General features: G+C 33.7%; 21 protein-coding genes and 1 tRNA gene. 13 read left to right on the top strand and 9 right to left on the bottom strand.

From position 1 onward, the window contains the following. The 7 genes from Z054_RS0122375 to Z054_RS0122405 form a co-directional block, all read right to left on the bottom strand. The coding region (locus tag Z054_RS0122375; RefSeq protein WP_024772261.1) for a hypothetical protein at positions 1–1998 on the bottom strand (1998 nt) is incomplete at its 3' end. A gap of 105 nt (positions 1999–2103) precedes the next feature. Then, a complete protein-coding gene (locus Z054_RS0122380) occupies positions 2104–3267 on the bottom strand; it encodes an ABC transporter substrate-binding protein (RefSeq protein ID WP_024772262.1) in 1164 nt (387 codons plus the stop codon). An 83-nt stretch (positions 3268–3350) separates the two neighbouring features. Further along, positions 3351–3944, bottom strand: coding sequence for a phage tail protein (locus Z054_RS0122385; protein ID WP_024772263.1), 594 nt, complete (start codon positions 3942–3944; stop codon positions 3351–3353). A 472-nt stretch (positions 3945–4416) separates the two neighbouring features. Then, complete coding sequence (locus tag Z054_RS0122390; protein WP_024772264.1) at positions 4417–4854, bottom strand: retropepsin-like aspartic protease; 438 nt, start codon at positions 4852–4854, stop codon at positions 4417–4419. Next, positions 4851–7463 carry a CHAT domain-containing protein gene (locus Z054_RS0122395; protein ID WP_024772265.1) on the bottom strand — a complete coding sequence of 871 codons (2613 nt, stop codon included), beginning with the start codon at positions 7461–7463 and terminating at the stop codon, positions 4851–4853. Before Z054_RS0122395 ends, Z054_RS0122390 begins: the two co-directional genes overlap by 4 nt. Next, positions 7444–9438 carry a PKD domain-containing protein gene (locus Z054_RS0122400; RefSeq protein ID WP_024772266.1) on the bottom strand — a complete coding sequence of 665 codons (1995 nt, stop codon included), beginning with the start codon at positions 9436–9438 and terminating at the stop codon, positions 7444–7446. The genes Z054_RS0122395 and Z054_RS0122400 overlap by 20 nt, the downstream gene beginning before the upstream one ends. A 149-nt stretch (positions 9439–9587) precedes the next feature. Next, a complete protein-coding gene (locus Z054_RS0122405; protein ID WP_024772267.1) occupies positions 9588–10625 on the bottom strand; it encodes a hypothetical protein in 1038 nt (345 codons plus the stop codon). 105 nt (positions 10626–10730) lie between these two features. Between Z054_RS0122405 and Z054_RS0122410 the strand changes: the two genes are divergently transcribed. The 13 genes from Z054_RS0122410 (at position 10731) to Z054_RS0122465 (ending at position 19120) form a co-directional block, all read left to right on the top strand. Further along, positions 10731–11318 carry an RNA polymerase sigma factor gene (locus Z054_RS0122410; protein ID WP_024772268.1) on the top strand — a complete coding sequence of 196 codons (588 nt, stop codon included), beginning with the start codon at positions 10731–10733 and terminating at the stop codon, positions 11316–11318. Further along, positions 11315–12052 carry a tetratricopeptide repeat protein gene (locus Z054_RS0122415; protein WP_024772269.1) on the top strand — a complete coding sequence of 246 codons (738 nt, stop codon included), beginning with the start codon at positions 11315–11317 and terminating at the stop codon, positions 12050–12052. Before Z054_RS0122410 ends, Z054_RS0122415 begins: the two co-directional genes overlap by 4 nt. A 110-nt stretch (positions 12053–12162) precedes the next feature. After that, complete coding sequence (locus Z054_RS0122420) at positions 12163–12951, top strand: TatD family hydrolase (protein ID WP_024772270.1); 789 nt, start codon at positions 12163–12165, stop codon at positions 12949–12951. Between the two features lie 38 nt (positions 12952–12989). Continuing rightward, the gene (locus Z054_RS0122425) at positions 12990–14024 is read left to right on the top strand and encodes an asparaginase (protein WP_024772271.1); all 1035 of its coding nucleotides are present in this window, start codon (positions 12990–12992) and stop codon (positions 14022–14024) included. A 69-nt stretch (positions 14025–14093) separates the two neighbouring features. Further along, positions 14094–14181: transfer RNA gene (locus Z054_RS0122430), tRNA-Ser, on the top strand. An 82-nt stretch (positions 14182–14263) separates the two neighbouring features. After that, positions 14264–15073, top strand: coding sequence for a MotA/TolQ/ExbB proton channel family protein (locus Z054_RS0122435; RefSeq protein WP_024772272.1), 810 nt, complete (start codon positions 14264–14266; stop codon positions 15071–15073). A 99-nt stretch (positions 15074–15172) separates the two neighbouring features. After that, complete coding sequence (locus Z054_RS0122440; RefSeq protein WP_024772273.1) at positions 15173–15667, top strand: hypothetical protein; 495 nt, start codon at positions 15173–15175, stop codon at positions 15665–15667. A 6-nt stretch (positions 15668–15673) separates the two neighbouring features. Beyond that, positions 15674–16282 carry an ExbD/TolR family protein gene (locus Z054_RS0122445; RefSeq protein WP_024772274.1) on the top strand — a complete coding sequence of 203 codons (609 nt, stop codon included), beginning with the start codon at positions 15674–15676 and terminating at the stop codon, positions 16280–16282. A 23-nt stretch (positions 16283–16305) separates the two neighbouring features. Next, on the top strand, positions 16306–16788 hold the full coding sequence (locus Z054_RS0122450; RefSeq protein WP_024772275.1) for an ExbD/TolR family protein: 483 nt from the start codon (positions 16306–16308) through the stop codon (positions 16786–16788). A gap of 397 nt (positions 16789–17185) precedes the next feature. Next, entirely contained in the window at positions 17186–17434 is a 249-nt protein-coding gene (locus Z054_RS32650; RefSeq protein ID WP_316929943.1) for an ExbD/TolR family protein, read from the top strand. 160 nt (positions 17435–17594) lie between these two features. Next, entirely contained in the window at positions 17595–17801 is a 207-nt protein-coding gene (locus Z054_RS32655) for a hypothetical protein (RefSeq protein ID WP_316929944.1), read from the top strand. A gap of 16 nt (positions 17802–17817) precedes the next feature. Further along, entirely contained in the window at positions 17818–18294 is a 477-nt protein-coding gene (locus tag Z054_RS0122460) for an ExbD/TolR family protein (protein ID WP_024772276.1), read from the top strand. 118 nt (positions 18295–18412) lie between these two features. Continuing rightward, positions 18413–19120, top strand: a complete 708-nt coding sequence (locus Z054_RS0122465; protein WP_024772277.1) for a porin family protein — start codon at positions 18413–18415, stop codon at positions 19118–19120. On the opposite strand, the gene Z054_RS0122470 is transcribed toward Z054_RS0122465, so the two are convergent. Together Z054_RS0122470 and rpoN are read right to left on the bottom strand one after the other, a co-directional pair. Then, positions 19115–19720, bottom strand: a complete 606-nt coding sequence (locus tag Z054_RS0122470) for a hypothetical protein (protein WP_024772278.1) — start codon at positions 19718–19720, stop codon at positions 19115–19117. The genes Z054_RS0122465 and Z054_RS0122470 overlap by 6 nt on opposite strands. Next, the gene (gene rpoN / locus Z054_RS0122475) at positions 19720–21180 is read right to left on the bottom strand and encodes an RNA polymerase factor sigma-54 (RefSeq protein WP_024772279.1); all 1461 of its coding nucleotides are present in this window, start codon (positions 21178–21180) and stop codon (positions 19720–19722) included. Before rpoN ends, Z054_RS0122470 begins: the two co-directional genes overlap by 1 nt. Between the last annotated feature and the right edge of the window lie 294 nt (positions 21181–21474).

Here is a 21474-nt window from a genome sequence, read left to right on the forward strand (position 1 = left end):
ATTCCCCGCATTGATAGGACTCTGATTTATTATAACCGAATACCCTGTTGGAGCAACGGTTTCTTTGGTTTCAGTATCAGTTGCAGCACTTCCTGTATTTCCATTTACATCGGTAAGCGTTACGCTTAATGTAATGGTTCCATCTGCTAGTCCGGTCAAGTCGATTCCTGAAATAGTTGCTCCTGCAGAAGCTACAGTTCCCGATCCGGTCACTGTTCCAGCTCCACCAGAAGTACTAAAGGTATAGTTATATGTAGCGCCAGCTTCAGCAGAAGAAAATGTATAGCTTACTGCATTGTCATTCCCCGCATTGATAGGACTCTGATTTATTGCGACTGAATATCCCGTTGGAGCATCCCGATCCACTGTATGTATATCTCCTGTATTAAATGCAGCTGGTCCAGAATTGGCTAAATCATCTGCAATGTTGGTAGATCCATTTAGATCCAGACGAATACCTCCTGTGCCAGTAATTGTATTTATAGTTACGGTAACACTAGTTCCTGATGAAGTATTTACACTGGATATTGTTCCTGAAGCTGTTCCTGAGGTGGTCGTTAGAGAAAAATCGTCTGTAGAAATATTATTAGCATTTTCATCAAATGAGACTGTATATTGTATCGAAGCAGCATTGATAGCTGGAGTACCTACCAAAGAAATACTTGTCACTACGGGAGGATCGGTATCTGGTGCAGGTGCTGAAGCTTCACCGTAAATAGCTGTACCAATACTACTGTTAGATTCATCTTGATAGATATAGATATGTTTTCCATCATCAATTTCTATTACTTCCATAGCCTGATTATCACTATTACCGCTATGAATGGTAGTTTGAGCACTTAATGTGATATCAGTCCCTGTAACCTCTCCTTCTCTTGCATATGTTGGATCAGTACCACTAGCCGGAATATACATTGCAATAAATTTATCAGTAACAGATGGGGCTAGTCGTATTGCATTGACAGCGGTGATTAATTGTTGACGTGTCCCGTATCCTGTTATTGTTGTTCCACTAACAGACCCTACCTGTACATAGCCATTTCCATCATCATTATCATCATAAGCCACAACAAATTTGGTCGGTGAAATTGCAACGACATCTACTTGTACACAATTAGTTTCAAAAACATTTGCACTACCAAAGGTTATGGTTGTACCTGATACAGATCCTATAACAGCTCCTCCTTCAGCACCAGTGGTACTTGTTTGATAAGCGACTACAAAAGTACTGGATGATAATTCATCAAGACCTGTCCAGATTGTTGGGGCTGTTAAAAAAGTTGACGCAGCTCCAAAAGAAAGTGTTGCCCCGCTAACCGTTATCACCTTTGCCTTTCCGTTATTGCTATCTTCAACATCTCTATAGACCACGATATGATTTGTTGAGGATAAAGCTTCCATCTCTATTGCATCAACATCTCCAGATGCAAAATCAAATGAACTGCCAAAAGAAATAGAGCTACCTGATACTGTACCTATTCTCATTTCTCCTACGTCAGAAGCTCCACGTTCATCTTCAAAGGCAACGATAAACTGTGTGGCACTAATTGCCGAAATAGCAGTGTGTGTTCCTCCTACAGTTGCGGCAAATTGAGTACTACTCCCAAAGGTAATAGAATTCCCAGAGAGTGTTCCTACAACCGCTTCTCCCGGAATACCGGCAGCAGAAGATCTGTATGCTACAACAAATTTGGTAGTGCTTAAAGCTACAATCGAGGGTTCTAGCATTTGATTGCTCCCAGAAAAAGTCACGGCAGTACCCGGAGTTGTTGGCTGCGTAGGAGCAAGTATATCAAACTCATTTACAGCTTCTGCAATTTTGTAAGCATCTATAGTCTCACATTCTAACTTTAATTTCGAAAATATACCAGAAACGAAATCTATAATATAAGGATCTCCTTCTGAAGAGATACATGGTTTTTTGCTATCTATAGAGGACTCCATAGCGATACCAAAAGAGCTAAGGATCATCATAGATAAAAGTGTAATTTTTTTCATTGGATAAAGGTTTTAAGAGGTGTATTCAAATTTTCCTTTTTTTTGCTAAGTGTTTTTTGATTTATTTTAAATTCAGTATGGTGTGTAATTAAAAAGAATGAAGTTTTATATACATAAATATGGATTCACCCAACCAGAATCCAGTTCTCCTACGATATGATTGGTAATAGGATTATTTACATTCATTTTTTTACCAATATCTATGATCGTATTATAGATTCCAGAAGTATTGGTTTTTACTTTCACAATATCAATATCAGGAGTTATAAAGCCTTCTTTAGAACAGAAATTCTTAATACCTCGTGGACTTTCAATGCTCATTTTTTGCAGTTTTTCTTTTACAACATCCCACTGCCTTTTTTTAAGAGGCCGTAATAGTTCTTTAAACAAAAGCCCGGTTTCGTATCCTTGTAAAGCATAAAGATTAGGAGGTTGCCCAGTGTTTTGTTTAAATTTTTTTACGAATTGTTTATTAATTTTATCTTCTGCGTTTGGGTTCCATAACATGGCTCCATATAGATTTAGTTCGAGGTGTTTTACATCATCTAACATATCTAGGTATAACATGTTTTCTGCTACTAATAAAGGAATGTCTTTTGTCCATGGTTTTGATTTCCAAATGTTTAAAAATTCATTTCCTTGTGGTCCGACAAACAAAGCATGTACATATGCGGGAGCTTCTTTTCTTATTTTATCAAAGATCAATTCAATATTAAGGTGATGTGGGTTATTTGTATTGTATGGAATAACGGATTGTAAAACCGTATTGCCTCCCGCAGCACTAATACCAGCTTGAAAAGAGGTGTGTAAGTGATATCCAGAATTGTATATAGGTGTAATAATCAACCCTGGTTGTTGATATTCTTTTTGTGCCCAATACCCTAATGCATATTGACTTTGATATAGCTGATGAGAATTAAAAAATACATTTGGGCTGTGGTAATCAAAACTTGGTAACATTTCTCCCATATCAAAAAAGAACCCCAAGACATCTTTTCTGTTATCGATAAGTTGAACCAAATTAGGAAGAGAGCGGTAACTAATCATTCCTGAAACCATGTCAACATTACTAAAATTGAGTAATTTCTTTGTGGCTTCAATAACTGAGGATATTCCTCCTGAACCTGCAAATTCTGGAATGAGCTCGATATCTGATCTTCTTCCTGGTTTCTGACCCAGACCAAGATAAAAACCAGTGGCAAGGTGTGGGAAAAAATTAGGATAAATGCTTGAATATGGTGTTAAAAAACCAATTTTGATTGGAGTCATAATTTTTGAAGATGGAGTATGTTGTCTGAATTACTCTTTCAGACAACATACTTAGTTTATATATATCTTATAGGTATTAATATTTAGTTTCTAGATGGGAAAAGACCTTGTATGCAAATGCAAGGATTCAATGTCAAGAAAGGCATTCTGTTTTCATGAAATTGGCTTCCTCCTGTCATACCAGTACTCATGGATCCTGAAATTGCTGCACTTGCTCCAGCTAAACTTACATCGGGAGTTGATGAATTAAAACCCATTACTTCGGCTAGATTATTACTATCATATGGAGCTGCTAATGATGAACCATTACCAGGCGTATGTATATCTGCCTGACCACTATTAGCTTTTATATCTACTACTATGTTTAGTTCTGAGGCGGTAACTGAATGATTGTGTGAAGGTATTTGTAGTATGTTTAAAGTAACAACTTCTGCGCCTCCTTTTGCTCCTAAACGATAATCAGACAAGCCAGGCCCGTTACCAAAACCAATAGGAGCTCTTCCTCTTAAATCTGGTAAACCAAAAGTTGTACGACCATCCCCACCAAAAGTGGTTCCTAATAGTGAAAATAGTGCTGTATTGCTAGATATAGCTAATAAAGTACCAGAACAAAATGCCCAAGTTCTGGGGGCAAAACTGCAAGCCCAGTACACAATCTGCGAAAGATAAAATTCCATAATTTTAATTTTTTAAGTTAAAGATTCATTAAAATATAATACGACAGCCTTGTTTTTGGTCTTCTGCCTTCTCAAAGAAAACAGAAAGTTAAAAACTAGTCAATACGTATAACTACTTGATTTTGACAAATGTATTAGCTTGAAACAGCTCGAAAATGATTGCCTGAAATTTGCAATAATAGGGGTGGCTCAAAACATTCTTAGATATAGATCTTTTTGCTATAAAGTTTGTTTAGGGGTAATTAGGTAATTAGTGAGCGTATTTACAATTTAGAATATCAAAGTATAAGTTTTGTATACTAAGATGTTGGATGTAATAACTACTGAAGGAAACATTTGTATAATGGCAGAATCCGTACCATTGATTAGAAAATCAATTATAACTTAAATTTAGTTAAAAAATAATAACAAATCTTAATTTTAAACTGTTTTTTTTAATCTATACGCTATATACACTATTGGATAATTATACTTATTTCAAATACAGACATTTTTTTTCGTAGTCAATAATTGCTTTTCCTCTTTTAAGGATATCAGCTCCAATAATACCGTCTACAGGCTCTGCATGATGAGCTATTAATGCTGCATTTACATGATTAAGATCAAATAAAACAAGAGATATTCTTTTTCTCGACCAGCTTCCAATTTGTATAGCGTTTTTTTGAGAAAGTTGTGTTAGCATATCAGTAGCACCTGCTCCAGCAGCTTTTACATCGCTATCCTGGGCAAAAAGAGAAAACTTATCTACAGCTTCAAACCCAACACAAGAATTAGAAGCACCAGTATCAACAATAAAATTACCTTCTACACCATTTAATACTGCTTTAACTTCAAAATGATTTGTCTTTGTAAAAACTAATTTGATTCTGTGATATTCTTTTTGGTTTAAAAATTTTCGAAGTGTACTCATGCTTTATTTTGAAGAAACTTGGGTAAAAGTAGTATAATTAAAATAAATAAAACAATACTTATTCTATACCAAAGGTAGTTTAGAGAATAAGACTGTTCAACCTCGCCATAATATACAAATGCAGCCCAATAATAAGGTGATTTTTGAACATTAGAAATACCTTCCGTATCCAAATAGTCTAGCTTGGCATGATGTATCGCTTTTGCTTTAGGAATAGAATGATTAAGGTTTTTGTAAAAGTTTTTCATTACTGTAGCAGTAGTTTTGTCATTTACTTTCCATAGTGAAAAGAGTATATTTTCTACTCCTGCATAATGAAAACCTCTGCCAATACTAATAGGGCCTTCTCCTTTTGCTAATCTGCCAACACCGGTTTCGCAGGCACTTAGAACTACCAGGTTAGCATTAAGTTGTGTTCCATATAGTTGATTAACCAGAATGTTCTGATCTCTAAATTGTATAGAGGCTGGTCTGGAAAAATTTCCAGACTCGGCATGCGTAGACAAATGAATAATATCATGTTCTTTTGCCAGTTTAATAAACCTTAGATAAGTTGCTTGTTCTTTTTCTATAAAATCACCACTAAAGTATTGCTGTATAGATTTGCTTTCGTTTTTTGAAAATGAGAGCTCTGTTTCGGTATTTTCAAAAACAGGGAATACACCCAGAACTGTTTTTCCCTGAAGATTTTTAGGATTAGATCTTAAATATTTACTAGCCGAAATCTCATAACTTATTTCGGTGGATCTTAATAAGAAAGACATTTTGCTAAAATTCATAGAGGTAGTGTCTTTTAGTAATAAGGTTTCAAAAGGAATAAAAGAGAGAAGACCATCGGGAATGATTAATAACCTTTTAGGTTGCTTGGGAATTTTTAATACGTTAAAAAGCTCGGCAGCACTTTTTGTGAATTCGTTTATATCACGGGTAATCACTGAAGCATTGTCGAAATAATGAATGTACTTTTTGACGATGCTTTTTAAATAAACAGGATTTTCTATTTTTTTGATCTCAAAAGAATCTTGGGTGATTACAAATTGATATACGTTTCGATTTCCGTAAAAATATTCAATCAAAGTAGTATGATCTTTTTTTAATTTTTTCTGAAGAGAAGGGATAGAAATGCTTTTTTGATACTGAAGTAATTTGGGATATGTGTACTGAAGTTTTTTGAGAACCTTTTTAAGAGCAATAGATGTAGTGTCATGGGCAGTAGTCCATTTTTGAATTTGAGCAATACTGGCATCTTCCCCTTTTAGCTTTTCTTTTAAAATTAGAGTTTCATACGATATTAATTCAGTATTAAGTCGGTTTTTATTTGAGACTACAGAATCGCTTTTGTATTGAGATAGTATTTTTTTTGATATTAAAGCTTGGTTTACAAAAGGAGCTTTAGAATGCTCGGCTGCCCGAAATGCCTGGATACTATATTTTTCCTCTTTTTTGGATTTGTAAATGGTAAAAAGAATATCAATATAGGTCTCTGTTCTGTTTCTGTTTTGACCATGTTGAATGATCCTAGTGTCCTGAAGCGGGTATAAAACATTTAGTTTAGAGTTTACTTCAAAGGCTAAATCAAAGGCGGTTATAGCTAGAAGAGGCTTCTTTGTTTGTTGATAAATATAGGCTTGAATGTCTAAAGCCTTTAGCAGAAGCCTATCTGCAATAAGGTGTTCTTTAGATGGTAAATCAGTATTTGCTGAATATCCCGGTAGGAGAGAGGCATATATTTCTTTCAGGTTTTTTTGAATTTCTCCAAATTCTGATTTGGATAATAAAATATCGATATATGCCAATTGCCATTTAACAGTAGTTCTGGCCGATGTGCTTTTGTTTTTGAGTAATTGAGACTTGGCCTGTACAATATAATCCTTAGCATTTTTAAAATCTTTTTTCTCTAAAGCAGCGGCTGCAAGAATCTGATAAGCGTTTATTTGATTTGCATCTATGGCGATTACTTTATCTGCAAAAGTTTTTGCTTTGTTATAGTCACCAGAATCCAGATAATTTGTGGCTGTGTTTGTTAGTAAATTGATGTTTTTTGGGTCAATATCTAAACCTTGTTTAAGTATTTCGAGAGCTTTTGGATAATTTCCTTGATTATGATATACGATAGAAAGATTAGTTATCCCCGAAATAATTTTTGAAGTATTCTCAGATTGTTCAGCTAAATATAAATAGTTTTTTATTGTGGTCTCAGCTTTTGGTAAATCCCCAACTTCTGTATAGATGTTACCAAGTGGTTGTAGGCAATTTTCGATTATATCATAATCGATCAGTCCTTTTTCATAATATGTTTTCCAGGCAGTTTCATAATGTAAAATGGCCGTTGGTTTATGGTTAAATTGATTGTGATAATACCCCAGATTACAATTTACGATTACCCAAGCTAATTGATCTGCTTTTGTATGAAGCTGATTTTTTTTTGAAGCAATAATTTTGCTTAACCTTAGCGCTTCAGAATTCGAAGGTTTTTGTATAAAGTGATCTAATTGATCATATAAAAACGCTGAGGTTTTTGTTTTTTGTTGTGCCTGTATTATTGGATTACCCAACCATAGGGACAGAGCAGAGATGCATAGAAATGTTCTAAAACTTCCAAATTCCATAGAATTGAATTTGAGAGTTTGGACTATCAAAATTATGAACATATCTAATTCCCAAGCTTGGTCCTATTCTTACAGCCCCCAAATTAATTCCAACAAAAACACCGGTCTGTATATTTGTAAAGTCATCTTTTATTTCTTGTGTTTCTGCAACATCAAGATCAGGGTTTCGAATAATTTCTGGGGGAGTTGGGCCATTATTTCTAATAATCGTAAAACCTTCTCCTGTGGTTTCCTGATCATTTTTGCTGGTAATATCCATTTTTAATTGAATACCCGCTCCCATGGCAAAAAAGTTGTTGAAATTATAGCGAAATGATCCGGGAACAGCATAAATAGAAATGTTATTAAATGTATTGGCTTCAGAGAACTGAATTAAGCTCTCGGTACCATTTGCATCTATAGATGTAGTTTCGAAGTTTCGTAGTTCATCATAAGAAGATGCAGATGCCATTATCTCGGCTTGATAATACCCTCTGTAAGATTTAAAAGGAGATAATGTTGCTCCTACAAAGTATTCTTTTTGGTTATTGAGTTCGGGAACCACAATATATCCTGCTTTTGCACCAATAGAAATACCAGGCATAAATCGGGTAGTTGCATAGTTGGTGATGATAGGTTCGTTTTTATCAAAATATATTGCAGTACGGCTTTTGGTCTTTTTTTTATGAAAGTCTTTGCCAAATTTCATAGAATACTTTACAAATCCTTTGGTCGAATCTATTTCGGTTACATTCTTTTGTTGGCTTCCGGGGAGATAAATTCGGTTAAACTGAAAAATGATCTTGTCTTTTTTCAAAATAGTATCAAGGCAACTATAATTAACTTCTCTTTCTTTAGGGCAAATAGGGCATTCGGGATACATACCGTCAATTCGTAATGTGGATTTGTCAAACATTTCTGGAGTGTCTACTGCTAGTTTTATAGTGTTGGCAGGGCCTTCTCCATTATTTTGAAAACGTACTTTAAATTTGAGACGTTTAAATCGTACTAACCGGTAGTTCATTAGCCAACCATTAGAAGACATTTTATTTGGATCATGAGAAGTAACAATTTCCATTTCTGTATCCTTCACGGTATGGTTGTCAAAATTTTCATCAGGTACATAGATACTTCTTAGTGTAACAATGGCACTGGTATCTTTGATCATTTCAGGTGTTGTTTTTAAGGTTCTGAAAATGTTTCGTTCTTCACCAGGTTGCATATCATTAAATGCTATAACTTGATAATTGCGATATAATGATTTGGATTCTTCTAGAGTAAGTGGAAGGTTTTTTCTTTTGGTAGTGTCCTGAACAAATAATGTTCTATTTTGTAGAATGGTATGAGTTGAAGAGGCTAATAAAGTATGGTTATCGTTTTGAGAGAGCGTTTCAGAAATAATGGGTAGCGGAATAATCTTTTCCCCATGGTGCAATCGGGTGTCTTCTAGAATAAAGTTATCATTTTTGAATTGATTATCATTATAAAATAAGTATAATTTACCACTAGAAACATAGTTGTTGGTATTCTTATAACCTGTTATAAATACCATTTCCTGATCGGGGATAGGTTCACGGTTTCGTTTTAGAATTAAATCATGATCTTCAATAAAAGGAGAATTAGAGTCTACAGAAGCCTCGTCGGATGCATCACTTACGGTTATTGATTTGGGTCTACTTGCTGGTGGTTTCCCGTTATCATAATTATTAGTAGCCCAAAGTTTGGCTTCGTATGTTCCTGGAGATTTATACCGATGAGCAGGTTTTTCTTTAAAGCTATAATTACCATCACCAAATTCCCAATAGTAGGTGTAAAAAGCTTTTGGAGCACCGGCAATTTGATTTAGAGGAGGCATCTCTGCTCCGTAGATTACTTGGTTCCCATTAATTTCATAGGATATAGGTGCAATTCTTGGTATGGTATCATTTGTAAGTATTTGTCCAAAACACAGAAATGGAAATAATACTGTACAGTATAAGATGATGTAGCCCCTCATGATTTGTTGTTAGTAGTTACTAAAGATAAGTAAAAAGTTAAATTAGAAATATTGATAAAAATATTCCGGGAGATTACCTCCCGGAATATATACTGGAATTTGCCGTAACCCCCGCTAACTAATTTACATATTCCAGTATGATTTTTGATTTATGGTAACCCATTTATTAATGCTATTAATTCGGTTTCAGTACCTGTAGTCGTAGATCCAATCATCTCTACGTGATCTTCAACAATGGTTGCACCCTGGATTGCATATGTATACGCACCATCCTGAACAGATACAAATATGAAATGTACCTCTAATCCGATAGGAATTTGCCCGTAATGCTCAGAGAATAATTCGGTTTCTTCATTATAAATATCCAATAGTGCTAATGCGGTTGGTTCACCATCATAAGACACATATACATTACAATTTGTATCGTCGTACCCTTCTGGAACATCTACATAAATAATAGTTTTTGGTCTAGGGTCATTATACCAACGATCGATATTGGTCCACCCAAAATTATTGATGAAACCAGAATACCCCATTACCCCTGTTCCGTTAGGTCCTTCTCCTTGACCAAGATCAATATCCCCTTCCTCATTTTCTTCCCAAACAACATCGCAGTCTATTGCATCGCTGTCGCAACCATTTTCTTCAGCTTTAAACAGCCTCATTTCAGGGTCAAAATCTTCATTTGGTGAAAAAATATCAAATCCACTTGCAAGTTGCAGTTGATTTCCATTCTGCTTTGCATTTATAAAAAATTCTCCTGCAGATTTTAAAGTTTCAATATTACCATTTGGACGTTTACCATTGGTTGGCATTTTGGTTAGTAGCATTTTGGCTTTATCATAGATTTCTATTAATTCGATAGTAACACTTCCGCTAACGGGATCCCCATTTTGATCTAAAAAACTATTTGGAAGAAAATGTAGCTGCGTACCTTCTTCTCCGTACATATACCCTCCGGATTCAGCGTTCATTGCAAAAGTCTGCATTGCTCCTTCACGGTTGTCCTTAATTGCTTTTTGTAACTCTATTCCACCTATGATTTTTTCAATGCTAATATCATTGTCATCATTTTTACAGCTTCCTAATAAAAGAATAGTTATACTTAAAAGTAAAAAATTCATCATTGCTTTTTTTGCATTCCTACTATTCTTCGGTACTGCAATCGTTCTATTTGATGTTCTCATAATTTTCGAAATTTTGTTGTTTACACCATCAGATCAATAGCTTTGATTTTTTGTTACCCTTATTTTGATAACTTTTTTTAAATTAGTTGCTTATATTCACTATTTATGGGAAACACCAAATTTCATTCTGATCAGAAATACATTGAAGCTCTTTTGAAGAATGATACAGCAATCTTATCCGAGATTTATGATAAATTCGCTCCGAAAGTAGTTGGGTATATAAAAAACAATAGTGGAGATGAATCCAAAGCTCAGGATATTATCCAGGAAACATTAATCACTATTTATAAACAAGCAAAAGAGAAAGGACTACAACTTACTTGTCCGTTTGATGCCTATTTCTTCTTATTGTGTAAGCGTAAATGGTTGAATGAATTAAAAAAGCATTCTAATAATCGGGTAACAATTAATGAAGAGGTTGTATCTATAGATGATGAGGGTGTTCGTTTTGTAGAAGAAACTGAGGTTTTTAATGCAAAACATGAACTTTTTAAAGAGATGTTTGATCAATTAGGTAAAGCTTGTAAAGAATTACTGAAAGCAACTTTTACTATAAAATCTATGGAAGAAGTAGCTTTAAAACTAGGACAGTCCTATGGATATGTTCGTAAAAAGAAGTCTTTATGTATTGGCCAATTAACAAAACTTGTTCAAAACACTCCTAAGTTTAATAAAATAAAGAATTTGTTATGACCCCAGAAGAAAAATACGAGCTGTTTGATCGGTTTTGTAGCAACGAGCTTTCTGCTACCGAAGAAAAAACACTAACAAAATTAATTAGCGAGAATGAGTCTATCGCAAAAGAACTTAAACTATATCAAGAGTTGAATTCACATCTTGATACACGTTTTGCTTCAGAAAAAGAGGAAGAAGCATTAGAAAATAATTTGAAAATAATTGGAGATTCACACTTTAACAGGAAAGCAACTACAAAAGAAACCAAAGTGATAAGAATGCCTGCTTGGGCATATGCCGCGGCTGCAAGTGTAGCTATAATTTTTGGAGTATACTTTTTTGGTCAAAGCAGTCCTACATATAATGATTTCGCAAATATTCCTGAATTATCAATTACAGAAAGAGGAAATACAGAAAAGAATAGTAAGAATGCTGAACATGCTTTTAACTCAAAAGATTATGCTGAAGCCGAAAAACACCTATTGATATTACTATCAAAAGATGAAAATAATGCAGAATATCAATTCTATTATGGATTATCATTATTGGAACAGGATAAATATGTAGCAACTACTCGGGTTTTAGAAAAATTATATCAAGGAAACTCGGGGTATAAATACAAAGCATTATGGTTTGAATCATTAAACCAGCTAAAACAAAAAAAATATGATCAATGCGCTGCATTGTTAAAGAATATACCTGAAGATGCCGAAGATTACGTTCGGGCCCAAGAATTGTTGAAAAAAATGTAATGTGTTATGATCTATTAATTTGCCTCTTGTAAGGCGAATCTTAAATAAGTTCAATAACAAAAGCAATACATTGCTGATTGGTATTAACTCTAATTTAATACTTTTGCGGCATGATACTAACCGATACTCATACCCATATTTACAGCGAAGCCTTTGATGAAGATCAGGATGAAATGATGCAACGTGCTATAAAAAATGGTGTGACACGCTTTTTTGTTCCTGCTATTGATTCTACATATACCAAAGCTATGTATGCAATAGAAACCAAGTACCCAGAACATGTTTTTTTGATGATGGGACTGCACCCTACACATGTAAAAGAGAACTACAAAGAGGAACTTGTATTTGTAGAGGATGAACTCAAAAAACGCTCTAATAAAGAGACGGGTAAGAGTTTTTATGCAATAGGGGAGATAGGCATAGATTTATATTGGGATAAAACTTTTTTGGCGGCCCAGCAAGAAGCTTTTAGGTATCAAATCCAGTTGGCAAAAAAGCACAAGTTACCCATTGTAATACATTGTCGTGAAGCTTTTGGAGAAGTTTTTGAAGTATTAGAATCAGAAAAAAGTGATGACCTATTTGGGATTTTTCATTGTTTTACAGGAACCATAGATGACGCCAATCGAGCTATAGGGTATAATATGAAATTAGGAATAGGAGGAGTTGTTACTTTTAAGAATGGTAAAATAGATACATTTTTAAATCAGATTTCATTAGATCATATTGTTCTGGAGACAGATGCTCCATATTTGGCTCCAACTCCGTATCGAGGTAAACGTAATGAAAGTTCTTATTTGCTTAATATCCTAGAAAAACTGTCAGAGATATATCAAAAACCTATTGAAGAAATAGCCGCAATCACTACCAAAAACTCTAGTGATATATTTGGTATTTAGACCAATAAAATATGATTTAATTTTCGTTCATTTGCCATATGATTACTTCGCCAAACATATTACTTATTTATACTGGAGGAACCATTGGAATGGTCAAAGATTTCAAGACTGGTGCTCTGGTAGCTTTTGATTTTGATGAGTTATTGTTAAACATTCCAGAACTCAAACAATTAGATTGTAATATTAATACCATTAGCTTTGATAAACCTATTGATTCTTCTGATATGAATGTTGATCGATGGAAAGAATTAGGAGAAATTATCAACGTCAATTATAAAAAATATGACGGGTTTGTTGTTTTACATGGAAGTGATACCATGTCTTATACAGCATCTGCGATTAGTTTTATGTTTGAAAACCTGGCTAAGCCTATTATTTTTACAGGCTCTCAATTACCAATAGGAGATTTGCGAACAGATGCAAAAGAGAATCTGATCACAGCAGTTCAGATTTCGGCATTACAAGAAAAAGGAAAGCCTGTAATTACAGAGGTAGGACTCTATTTTGAATATAAATTACTTAGAGCCAATAGAACTACTAAGATTAATGCAGAGCATTTTGAAGCATTTCAATCACTTAATTATCCATCTTTGGTAGAATCTGGAGTGCATCTTAAGGTTAATAGACCTTTTTTACTAACGTGTAACCGACGAAAGAAGATGGTATACCATACACATTTTGATAATAATGTTGTTATTGTTAAGATGTTTCCGGGAATTAATGAGAGCATTTTAAAAAGTATTTTCTCTTTAGAAGCTATAAAAGGAGTTGTTTTAGAAACATATGGAGCAGGTAATACAACGACAAAAAAATGGTTTACCACTATAATTTTTGATCTTATACAAAAAGGAATACCAGTAGTTAATGTTACACAATGTATAGGTGGAAGTGTAGAAATGGGTAAGTATGATACTAGTATTGCACTAAAAAAAGCAGGTGTTATTTCAGGAAAAGACATTACTACAGAGGCAGCAGTAGCAAAATTGATGTATTTATTGGGGGAAAAATTACCACTTAAAGCCCTCAAAACCATTTATGAAACCTCTCTACGTGGTGAAATGTCAGAAAATTAACGCCTCAAATTTCAATAGTTAACATTTTTTTTGTTATTTGCCCATCCTTATTTTTTTAGGAGAAAACCTAGAGAGGTGGCCGAGTGGTCGAAGGCGCACGCCTGGAAAGTGTGTATACGTCAAAAGCGTATCGAGGGTTCGAATCCCTTCCTCTCTGCATTATTATCAATTTTTTAATAAATTTTATATTATTTTTATATCTTTAACCCTTTAACTAATTAAAATTAAGAATCAGCGCAATGAAAAGATTATTTTCTATTCTGGCAATCGCAGCAGTAATGACTTTTGGAAACTTACAAGCATCTACTGCACCTGCCCAGTTATTAACGGCAAATGTGCAATTACTAATTGCTCCTATAACTAATACGACAACAATTCAAGAAGAAGCGGTATCCGAGGCTACTACAGATGAACTATCTTTTCATCAAAACCTTAAAAGACGTTTTATTGAAGGAGGTCCTCAATTCATGGGTATCGTACTTTTATGTTTGATCTTAGGTCTTGCGATAGCAATTGAAAGAATTATCTTTTTAAATCTTTCTACAACAAATACTAAGAAATTACAACAAAATGTAGAAGATGCATTAAACAGTGGTGGTATTGAAGCTGCAAAAGAGGTATGTAGAAATACAAAAGGACCTGTTGCATCGATTTATTATCAAGGTCTTGACAGAGCAGACGAAAGTATAGACGCAGCAGAGAAATCAGTTGTAGCGTATGGAGGTGTTCAAATGGGACAATTAGAGAAAAATGTATCTTGGATATCATTATTTATCGCTCTTGCTCCAATGCTTGGATTTATGGGAACGGTAATTGGTATGATTACGGCATTTGATAAAATTGCGGCTGCAGATGATATGCAACCTTCTCTTGTAGCAGGTGGTATTAAAGTAGCACTTCTTACTACTGTATTTGGACTTATTGTTGCAATTATTCTTCAAATATTCTATAACTATATCGTTGCAAAAATTGATAGAATTGTAAATGATATGGAAGATGCTTCGATTACTTTGATCGATATTTTGGTAGATTACAAGAAAAAGAAATAATTGATGTTTCTAATAAAAATCTGATTTAGAAGATTTTTAATTTACACTTTTATTTAATTAAGGGTTGCCTGTGAGTAATCCAAACAAAAAATTAGTAACATGAAAATTTCAAAAATATTATCATATATCGTAATGGCTATAGGTGCTATAGGCGCACTTTTATTGTTCTTAATGAGCAATAACTTTGATGGTCTTATGGAGAAATATGGTATTACAGAAACCAAAGATTTTGTTAGAGAAGGAGGATCGATGGATGTTTTAAAAGAAGCAACATCATTGGTGAACCCGTTATATACTCTTACAGTTGTTGTCTTTATAGGTGTAATAGTAGTTACTTTGATAGCCGTTTTCTCTTCTTTAGCTAAAAACCCAGGAGGTCTTAAAAATACTGCAATTGGTATTGTTGCTTTCCTTATTGTTGTGGGCATTGGTTTTGTTGTGGCAGAAGGAGTAGAAGCTCCTTTAAATGATGGAGGAATGCTTTCAGAAAGTGGCTCTAAATGGGTAGGAACAGGATTGTATACATTTTACTTTTTGGCTGCTATTGCAGTTGGGTTGATGTTCTTTTCTGGTATTAAGAAACTAATTAAGTAAACAATTATGGCAAGAAGAGCAGCACCAGAAGTTAATGCAGGATCTATGGCAGATATTGCATTCTTACTTCTTATATTTTTCTTGGTTACTACTACTATCGAAACCGATACTGGTATTAGCCGTAAGCTCCCTCCTCCTCAAGAGGAAGAAATAGAGCCGCCAGTTCTTAAACAAAAAAATATTTTTGTTGTAGAATTGAATAAGAACAACGATTTATTGGTAGAAGAAGCTCCTATGGAATTGAAAGATCTTCGGGAAGCTGCTATTAAGTTCTTAGATAATGGTGGTGGAAGAGGAGAAGAAGCTTGTGATTACTGTCAAGGAGATAGAGATCCTTCTTCTTCGGATAATCCTACTAAAGCGGTTATATCTTTAAATAATAATAGAGAGACAAATTACGGTGCATATATAGCAGTTCAAAATGAATTGGTGGCAGCGTATACTACATTGCGTAATAGAGAAGCACAGCGTCTTTATGGTAAAACATTTGTACAAATGGAAGCCGATTTTAAAGATGTAAATTATTCTGGAAGTAAGACTAAACTTAAAGAAGATATCAAAAAGATACAATTTTTGTTTCCTGAAAAACTTTCAGAAGCTGAGCCTAAAAAATAGAAATAACATAAAACAGAATTCTTATGTCTAAGTTTAAAAAGAAAAAGAGTGGTGAATTACCTCCCGTTTCTACGGCATCATTACCGGATATTGTATTTATGTTATTGTTTTTCTTTATGGTTGCAACGGTGATGCGTAAAAATACGCTGATGATAGATAATAAATTACCTTTTGCAGATCAAATAGAAAAACTAGACAAAAAAAATCTAGTAATGTATATTTATGCAGGAAAACCTAGTTCAAGATATCGTGCAAGTGCAGGTAGTCAAGCTAGAATCCAGCTTAATGATAAATTTGCTGATGTAAGCGAAGTAAAAGCGTTTGTGTTGGCAGAGAGAGCGGCAAAAAGAGAGGAAGAAGTTCCGTTTCTAATTACAGCTCTTAAGATAGATGGAAAGACCAATATGGGTCTTGTAGGTGATATCAAAAAAGAATTAAGAGAAGTTCAGGCATTAAAGATTAATTATACAACCAAATCTGGTAAAGCTTCAGATAATTTTAAATAGTATACTATTATTATCGTAGCATAAATGTCTAAATGATATTAAAAAATCCTGCCCAATAGGCAGGATTTTTTAGTACTACTCCTTCCGCTATTTCCCAAAAATGGCATAACAATTGTTGCTAATTTTATAGTAGCTGTGATCTATCATTTTATAGCATCAATATCTAACCTTCCAAAGTGATATTGAATATATAGATAAAATGGTTATAATACGAAATGAATTCTCAAACCCTCTAAAAATATATAGCTTACTTTTTGTTTCTGTTAAGAGATAATATATGTGGGTTATAAAGGTTTTTCGGATATAGTTTCAGCATGTTTTTCTTCTGCATATTTCTTGTCACTTATGATCATAGTTTTTTGATTCTGTAAGTAATTATTAACTAAATATGTTTATTATGACAAGAAGATTTGCACCAAGTGTTAATGCGGGATCTATGGCCGATATCGCATTTTTATTACTCATCTTTTTTTTAGTCTCTACTAAGATGGAAACAGATTATGGGATCACTAGAAAATTACCACCTCCCGCAGATGATGACCCTACAGAAACAATTATTAAGGAAAAAAATCTCTTTAAGGTGGAACTAAATCAACTTAATGAGTTGTTGGTAGAAGGGCACTATAATAGAAATTTCGGCCCTTAAAGACGCCACTATTGCATTTCTGGATAATGGAGGAAAGTCAGATGGTTTAGCTTGTGATTATTGTAAGGGAGAAGGTGATGTTACATCTTCTGATCATCCAAGTAAGGCGATTATATCTCTTATTAATAGTCGTGAGACAAATTATGCAACTTATGTAGCCGTGCAAAATGAATTAGTAGCTGCATATACCGAGTTGCGTAATCGAGAGGCAAAAAGACTATATGGTATCTCATTTACAGAAATGAAGAAAATCTTAAAAGGCGCTCGTAATCTTAATGATAAAGAGGTGTTAAGGGAACGAATTAAGAAAATTCAATCCCTATTCCCAGAAAAACTTTCTGAAGCAGAACCTAGAAATCAATACTAACTTAATTTTTGTAATTATGTCTAAATTTAAAAACAAGAAAAACACTCAGTTGCCTGAGATTTCTACGGCATCACTACCCGATATTGTATTTATGCTATTATTTTTCTTTATGGTTGCTACGGTAATACGGAACAATACATTAATGATAGAGAACAAATTACCTGTCGCAGATCAAATAGAAAAATTAGATAATAAGAATTTAATTATGAATGTATATGCGGGAAAACCAAGCTCTAGGTACAAGAATATAGGTTCTGAAGCTAGAATTCAACTTAATGATAAGTTTGCAGATATAAGGGATATAAAAGCGTTTGTTTTGGCAGAAAGAGCTTCTAAAACAGATGCACTGCTTCCTTTTTTAATAACTTCTTTAAAGATAGATAAGAATACCAAAATGGGACTGGTCGGTGATATTAAGAATGAGCTAAGGAAAGTTCATGCACTTAAAATTAATTATGCCACCAAAATCGGAGAAGCAAATGATAATTTTTAGCATACCTGTTTAATTAATAATAAGAATCCTGCCTTTGGGCAGGATTTTGTGTGATTTCGTTTTGTTTTTATAAACTTTCTCTTATTTCTAAAGAAATAGATTTATTTTAGTGACCTATATGAAAAAATTGTTTGCATTCATTGTATGTTATTTGTTTGTGTTTCTTTCTTCGGGACAGGAGACCCAGCAGGATTCTACTCAAGAAATAGAAATAGATTCTTTATATCGAGAAGATCAGTTTTACGTAGGAGTAACATTTAACCTGTTACTTAATAAACCAAAAGGTGTAAGTCAATCTGGTTTTTCGGGAGGGCTACATTTGGGGTTTATACGGGATATGCCAATCAATAAAAGACGTAATGTTGCTATAGGTCTGGGAGTTGGCTATTCATTAAATGTGTATAATCAGAATTTATTTATAGGAGAACAAGAAAATACAGAACAGAGTATATTTAGTAGTTTAGAAGGTATCGATTACAGTACTAATAGATTTACCACGCATTTGGTAGAGGCTCCTTTTGAGTTTAGATGGCGTACATCTACTCCTCAAGCCCATAAATTTTATAGGATTTATACGGGCGTTAGAGTGGGATACCTGTATTCTTTTAAATCTAATTTTAAACAACCAGGAAATAGGGTAAGGCAAACAAAATTGGATGAATTAAATCGATGGAGAGTGGGAGTAACGTTCACTTTTGGATGGAATACCTTTAATTTTCATTTCTACTATAGTTTAAATACCTTATTCAATAGTGATGCTGTAATTCAGGGAGAATCTGTAGGATTGAATACTGCAAAAATAGGATTGATGTTTTATATTTTATAGCCAGAAATTTGCTAAAGTAAGTTGCGGGATTATTCCTATTAGAAACCCAAGGATTAATTCTAGATTACTATGTGCTTTGCAGTGTAATCTGGATGTGGCTACCAGTCCATTAAAAATCATCAACATGGCTATTAGAATAGTTAAATTAAGCCCAAAATGAATACTTAGTGCAACGGTAAACATGGTAATTCCACTAATACCAATCATATGTAAACTTGCTTTTATATTAAACAATACCATGAAAATTGCACTTAATGACGAAAACAGAATTCCTAAAAAGAAAAAATATAACTCGGGATAATGATATACATCAATGACCATTTTGATAACCACTATAAGTAAAATGGATTGTAGTAATAGTGGAATTTTACGCTGTTTTACGTTTTCGAGATGTATTGAGGTGATGGTTCCTGTACTTTTTAATAAAAAGAATAATACAATGGGTATTAGAATAGTAAGAATAATTAATCCAAAGACTTTGGCTCTAATAATCTCGATAGGAATAAATCTTGGAGCGGTACTAAAATAAATTATAGCGCCCAAAAGGGGCATCAATAATGGATGTAAAATATAAGAAACACTTCTAAGAAAAAAATTCATTAAATTTTCTTTCGTAGTCTGGCAACAGGAATATCTAATTGTTCCCTGTATTTGGCTACAGTTCTTCTGGCTATAGGATATCCTTTCTCTTTAAGGATTTTGGCAAGCTTTTCATCCGTAAGGGGCTTTTTCTTGTCTTCTTCACCTATAGTTATTTCCAGTATTTTTTTAATTTCTCTAGTAGAAACTTCTTCACCTTGATCATTGGTCATTGATTCAGAAAAGAACTCTTTGATAAGTTTTGTTCCATAAGGAGTATCAACATATTTACTATTTGCTACTCTTGAAACGGTGCTTACATCCATAGAGATCTCATCGGCAATGTCTTTTAAAATCATTGGTTTAAGATTTCTTTCGTCTCCACTAAGGAAATAACTTTTTTGATAGTGCATTATTGCACTCATAGTAATAAAAAGTGTCTGCTGTCTTTGTTTTACAGCTTCGATAAACCATTTTGCAGCATCTAATTTTTGTTTGATAAACATAACAGCATCCTTTTGTGATTTCGACTTTTCTTTACTGGCTTTATACCCCTGAAGCATGTTGTTGTATTCTCTGGATACATGAAGTTCTGGAGCATTACGACCGTTTAAAGTCAGCTCAAGTTCTCCATCTGCGATTCTGATTGTAAAGTCGGGAACTACATGTTCAATCAAGCGATTGTTTCCTGCATAGGCTCCTCCCGGTTTAGGATTAAGATGTTCAATTTCATCAATTGCTTCTTTTAGCTGTTCTTCAGTAATGTCAAATTTCACTAAAAGTTTATCATAATGCTTTTTGCTAAAATGATCAAATGCTTTTTTTAGGATTCCTGAAGCTAATTTTATTGGGATGGTAGTTTCTTTTCTATCCAGCTGAATCCAAAGACATTCTTGTAAATTACGAGCGCCAACACCTGCGGGATCCAGTTGATGAACAATTTGTAAGATATTTTCTATTTTTTCTTCGGTAGTATATACGTTTTGAGTAAAAGCTAAATCATCTAAAATATCAGATAAAGACCTTCTTATATAACCGCTTTCATCAACACTGCCAACAAGAAATTCAGCTATTTCTCTTTCTTCATCATTAAATCGATAGGTGTTTAATTGATTAACCAAGTGTTGATGGAATGATGTCCCGGAGGCATAGGGAACACTTTTTTCCTCATCATCAGCACTGTAATTGTTAGAACTAAGCCTGTAACTAGGAATCTCATCATCACTAAGATATTCATCAACATTGATATCTGCCTCTATTTTTTCGGTTCCATAGTCTTCTTCTGCAGAGTTTTCATTACTAAACGCATCTTCAAATTCATCCGCTTTATCTTTTCCACTATCAAGAGCAGGGTTTTCTTCCATCTCCTGTTTCAAACGTTGTTCGAATGCTTGCGTAGGAAGTTGAATCAACTTCATGAGTTGAATCTGCTGTGGAGAAAGTTTTTGAGAAAGCTTAAAATTTAATTGTTGTTTTAGCATAAAAAATTGTCAATGTTCTTCTACTTACAAAAATAAACAAAAAACACTGTTTTTAAAGAAGTATAAGATGGTTAGTTTATTTAAAAAATGCTATAAAACCATAATTGGGATGATTTTATTTTTCGATGTAATCAATAAACGGGCCAAAAGTAATTATAATATGTAATAAACGATATTTTTTAGGATATAAACCGGTCAATGTTGTTTGATTATGGAAAAGATTTGAAATTCCCAGCCATACTACGATTGTCGAAGTGTTTTCAGATCTATGATCGGCAGGTTTAAGTATGAAAT

Origin of the sequence: Aquimarina macrocephali JAMB N27 (genome assembly GCF_000520995.1) — a bacterium.
Taxonomy (GTDB): domain Bacteria; phylum Bacteroidota; class Bacteroidia; order Flavobacteriales; family Flavobacteriaceae; genus Aquimarina; species Aquimarina macrocephali.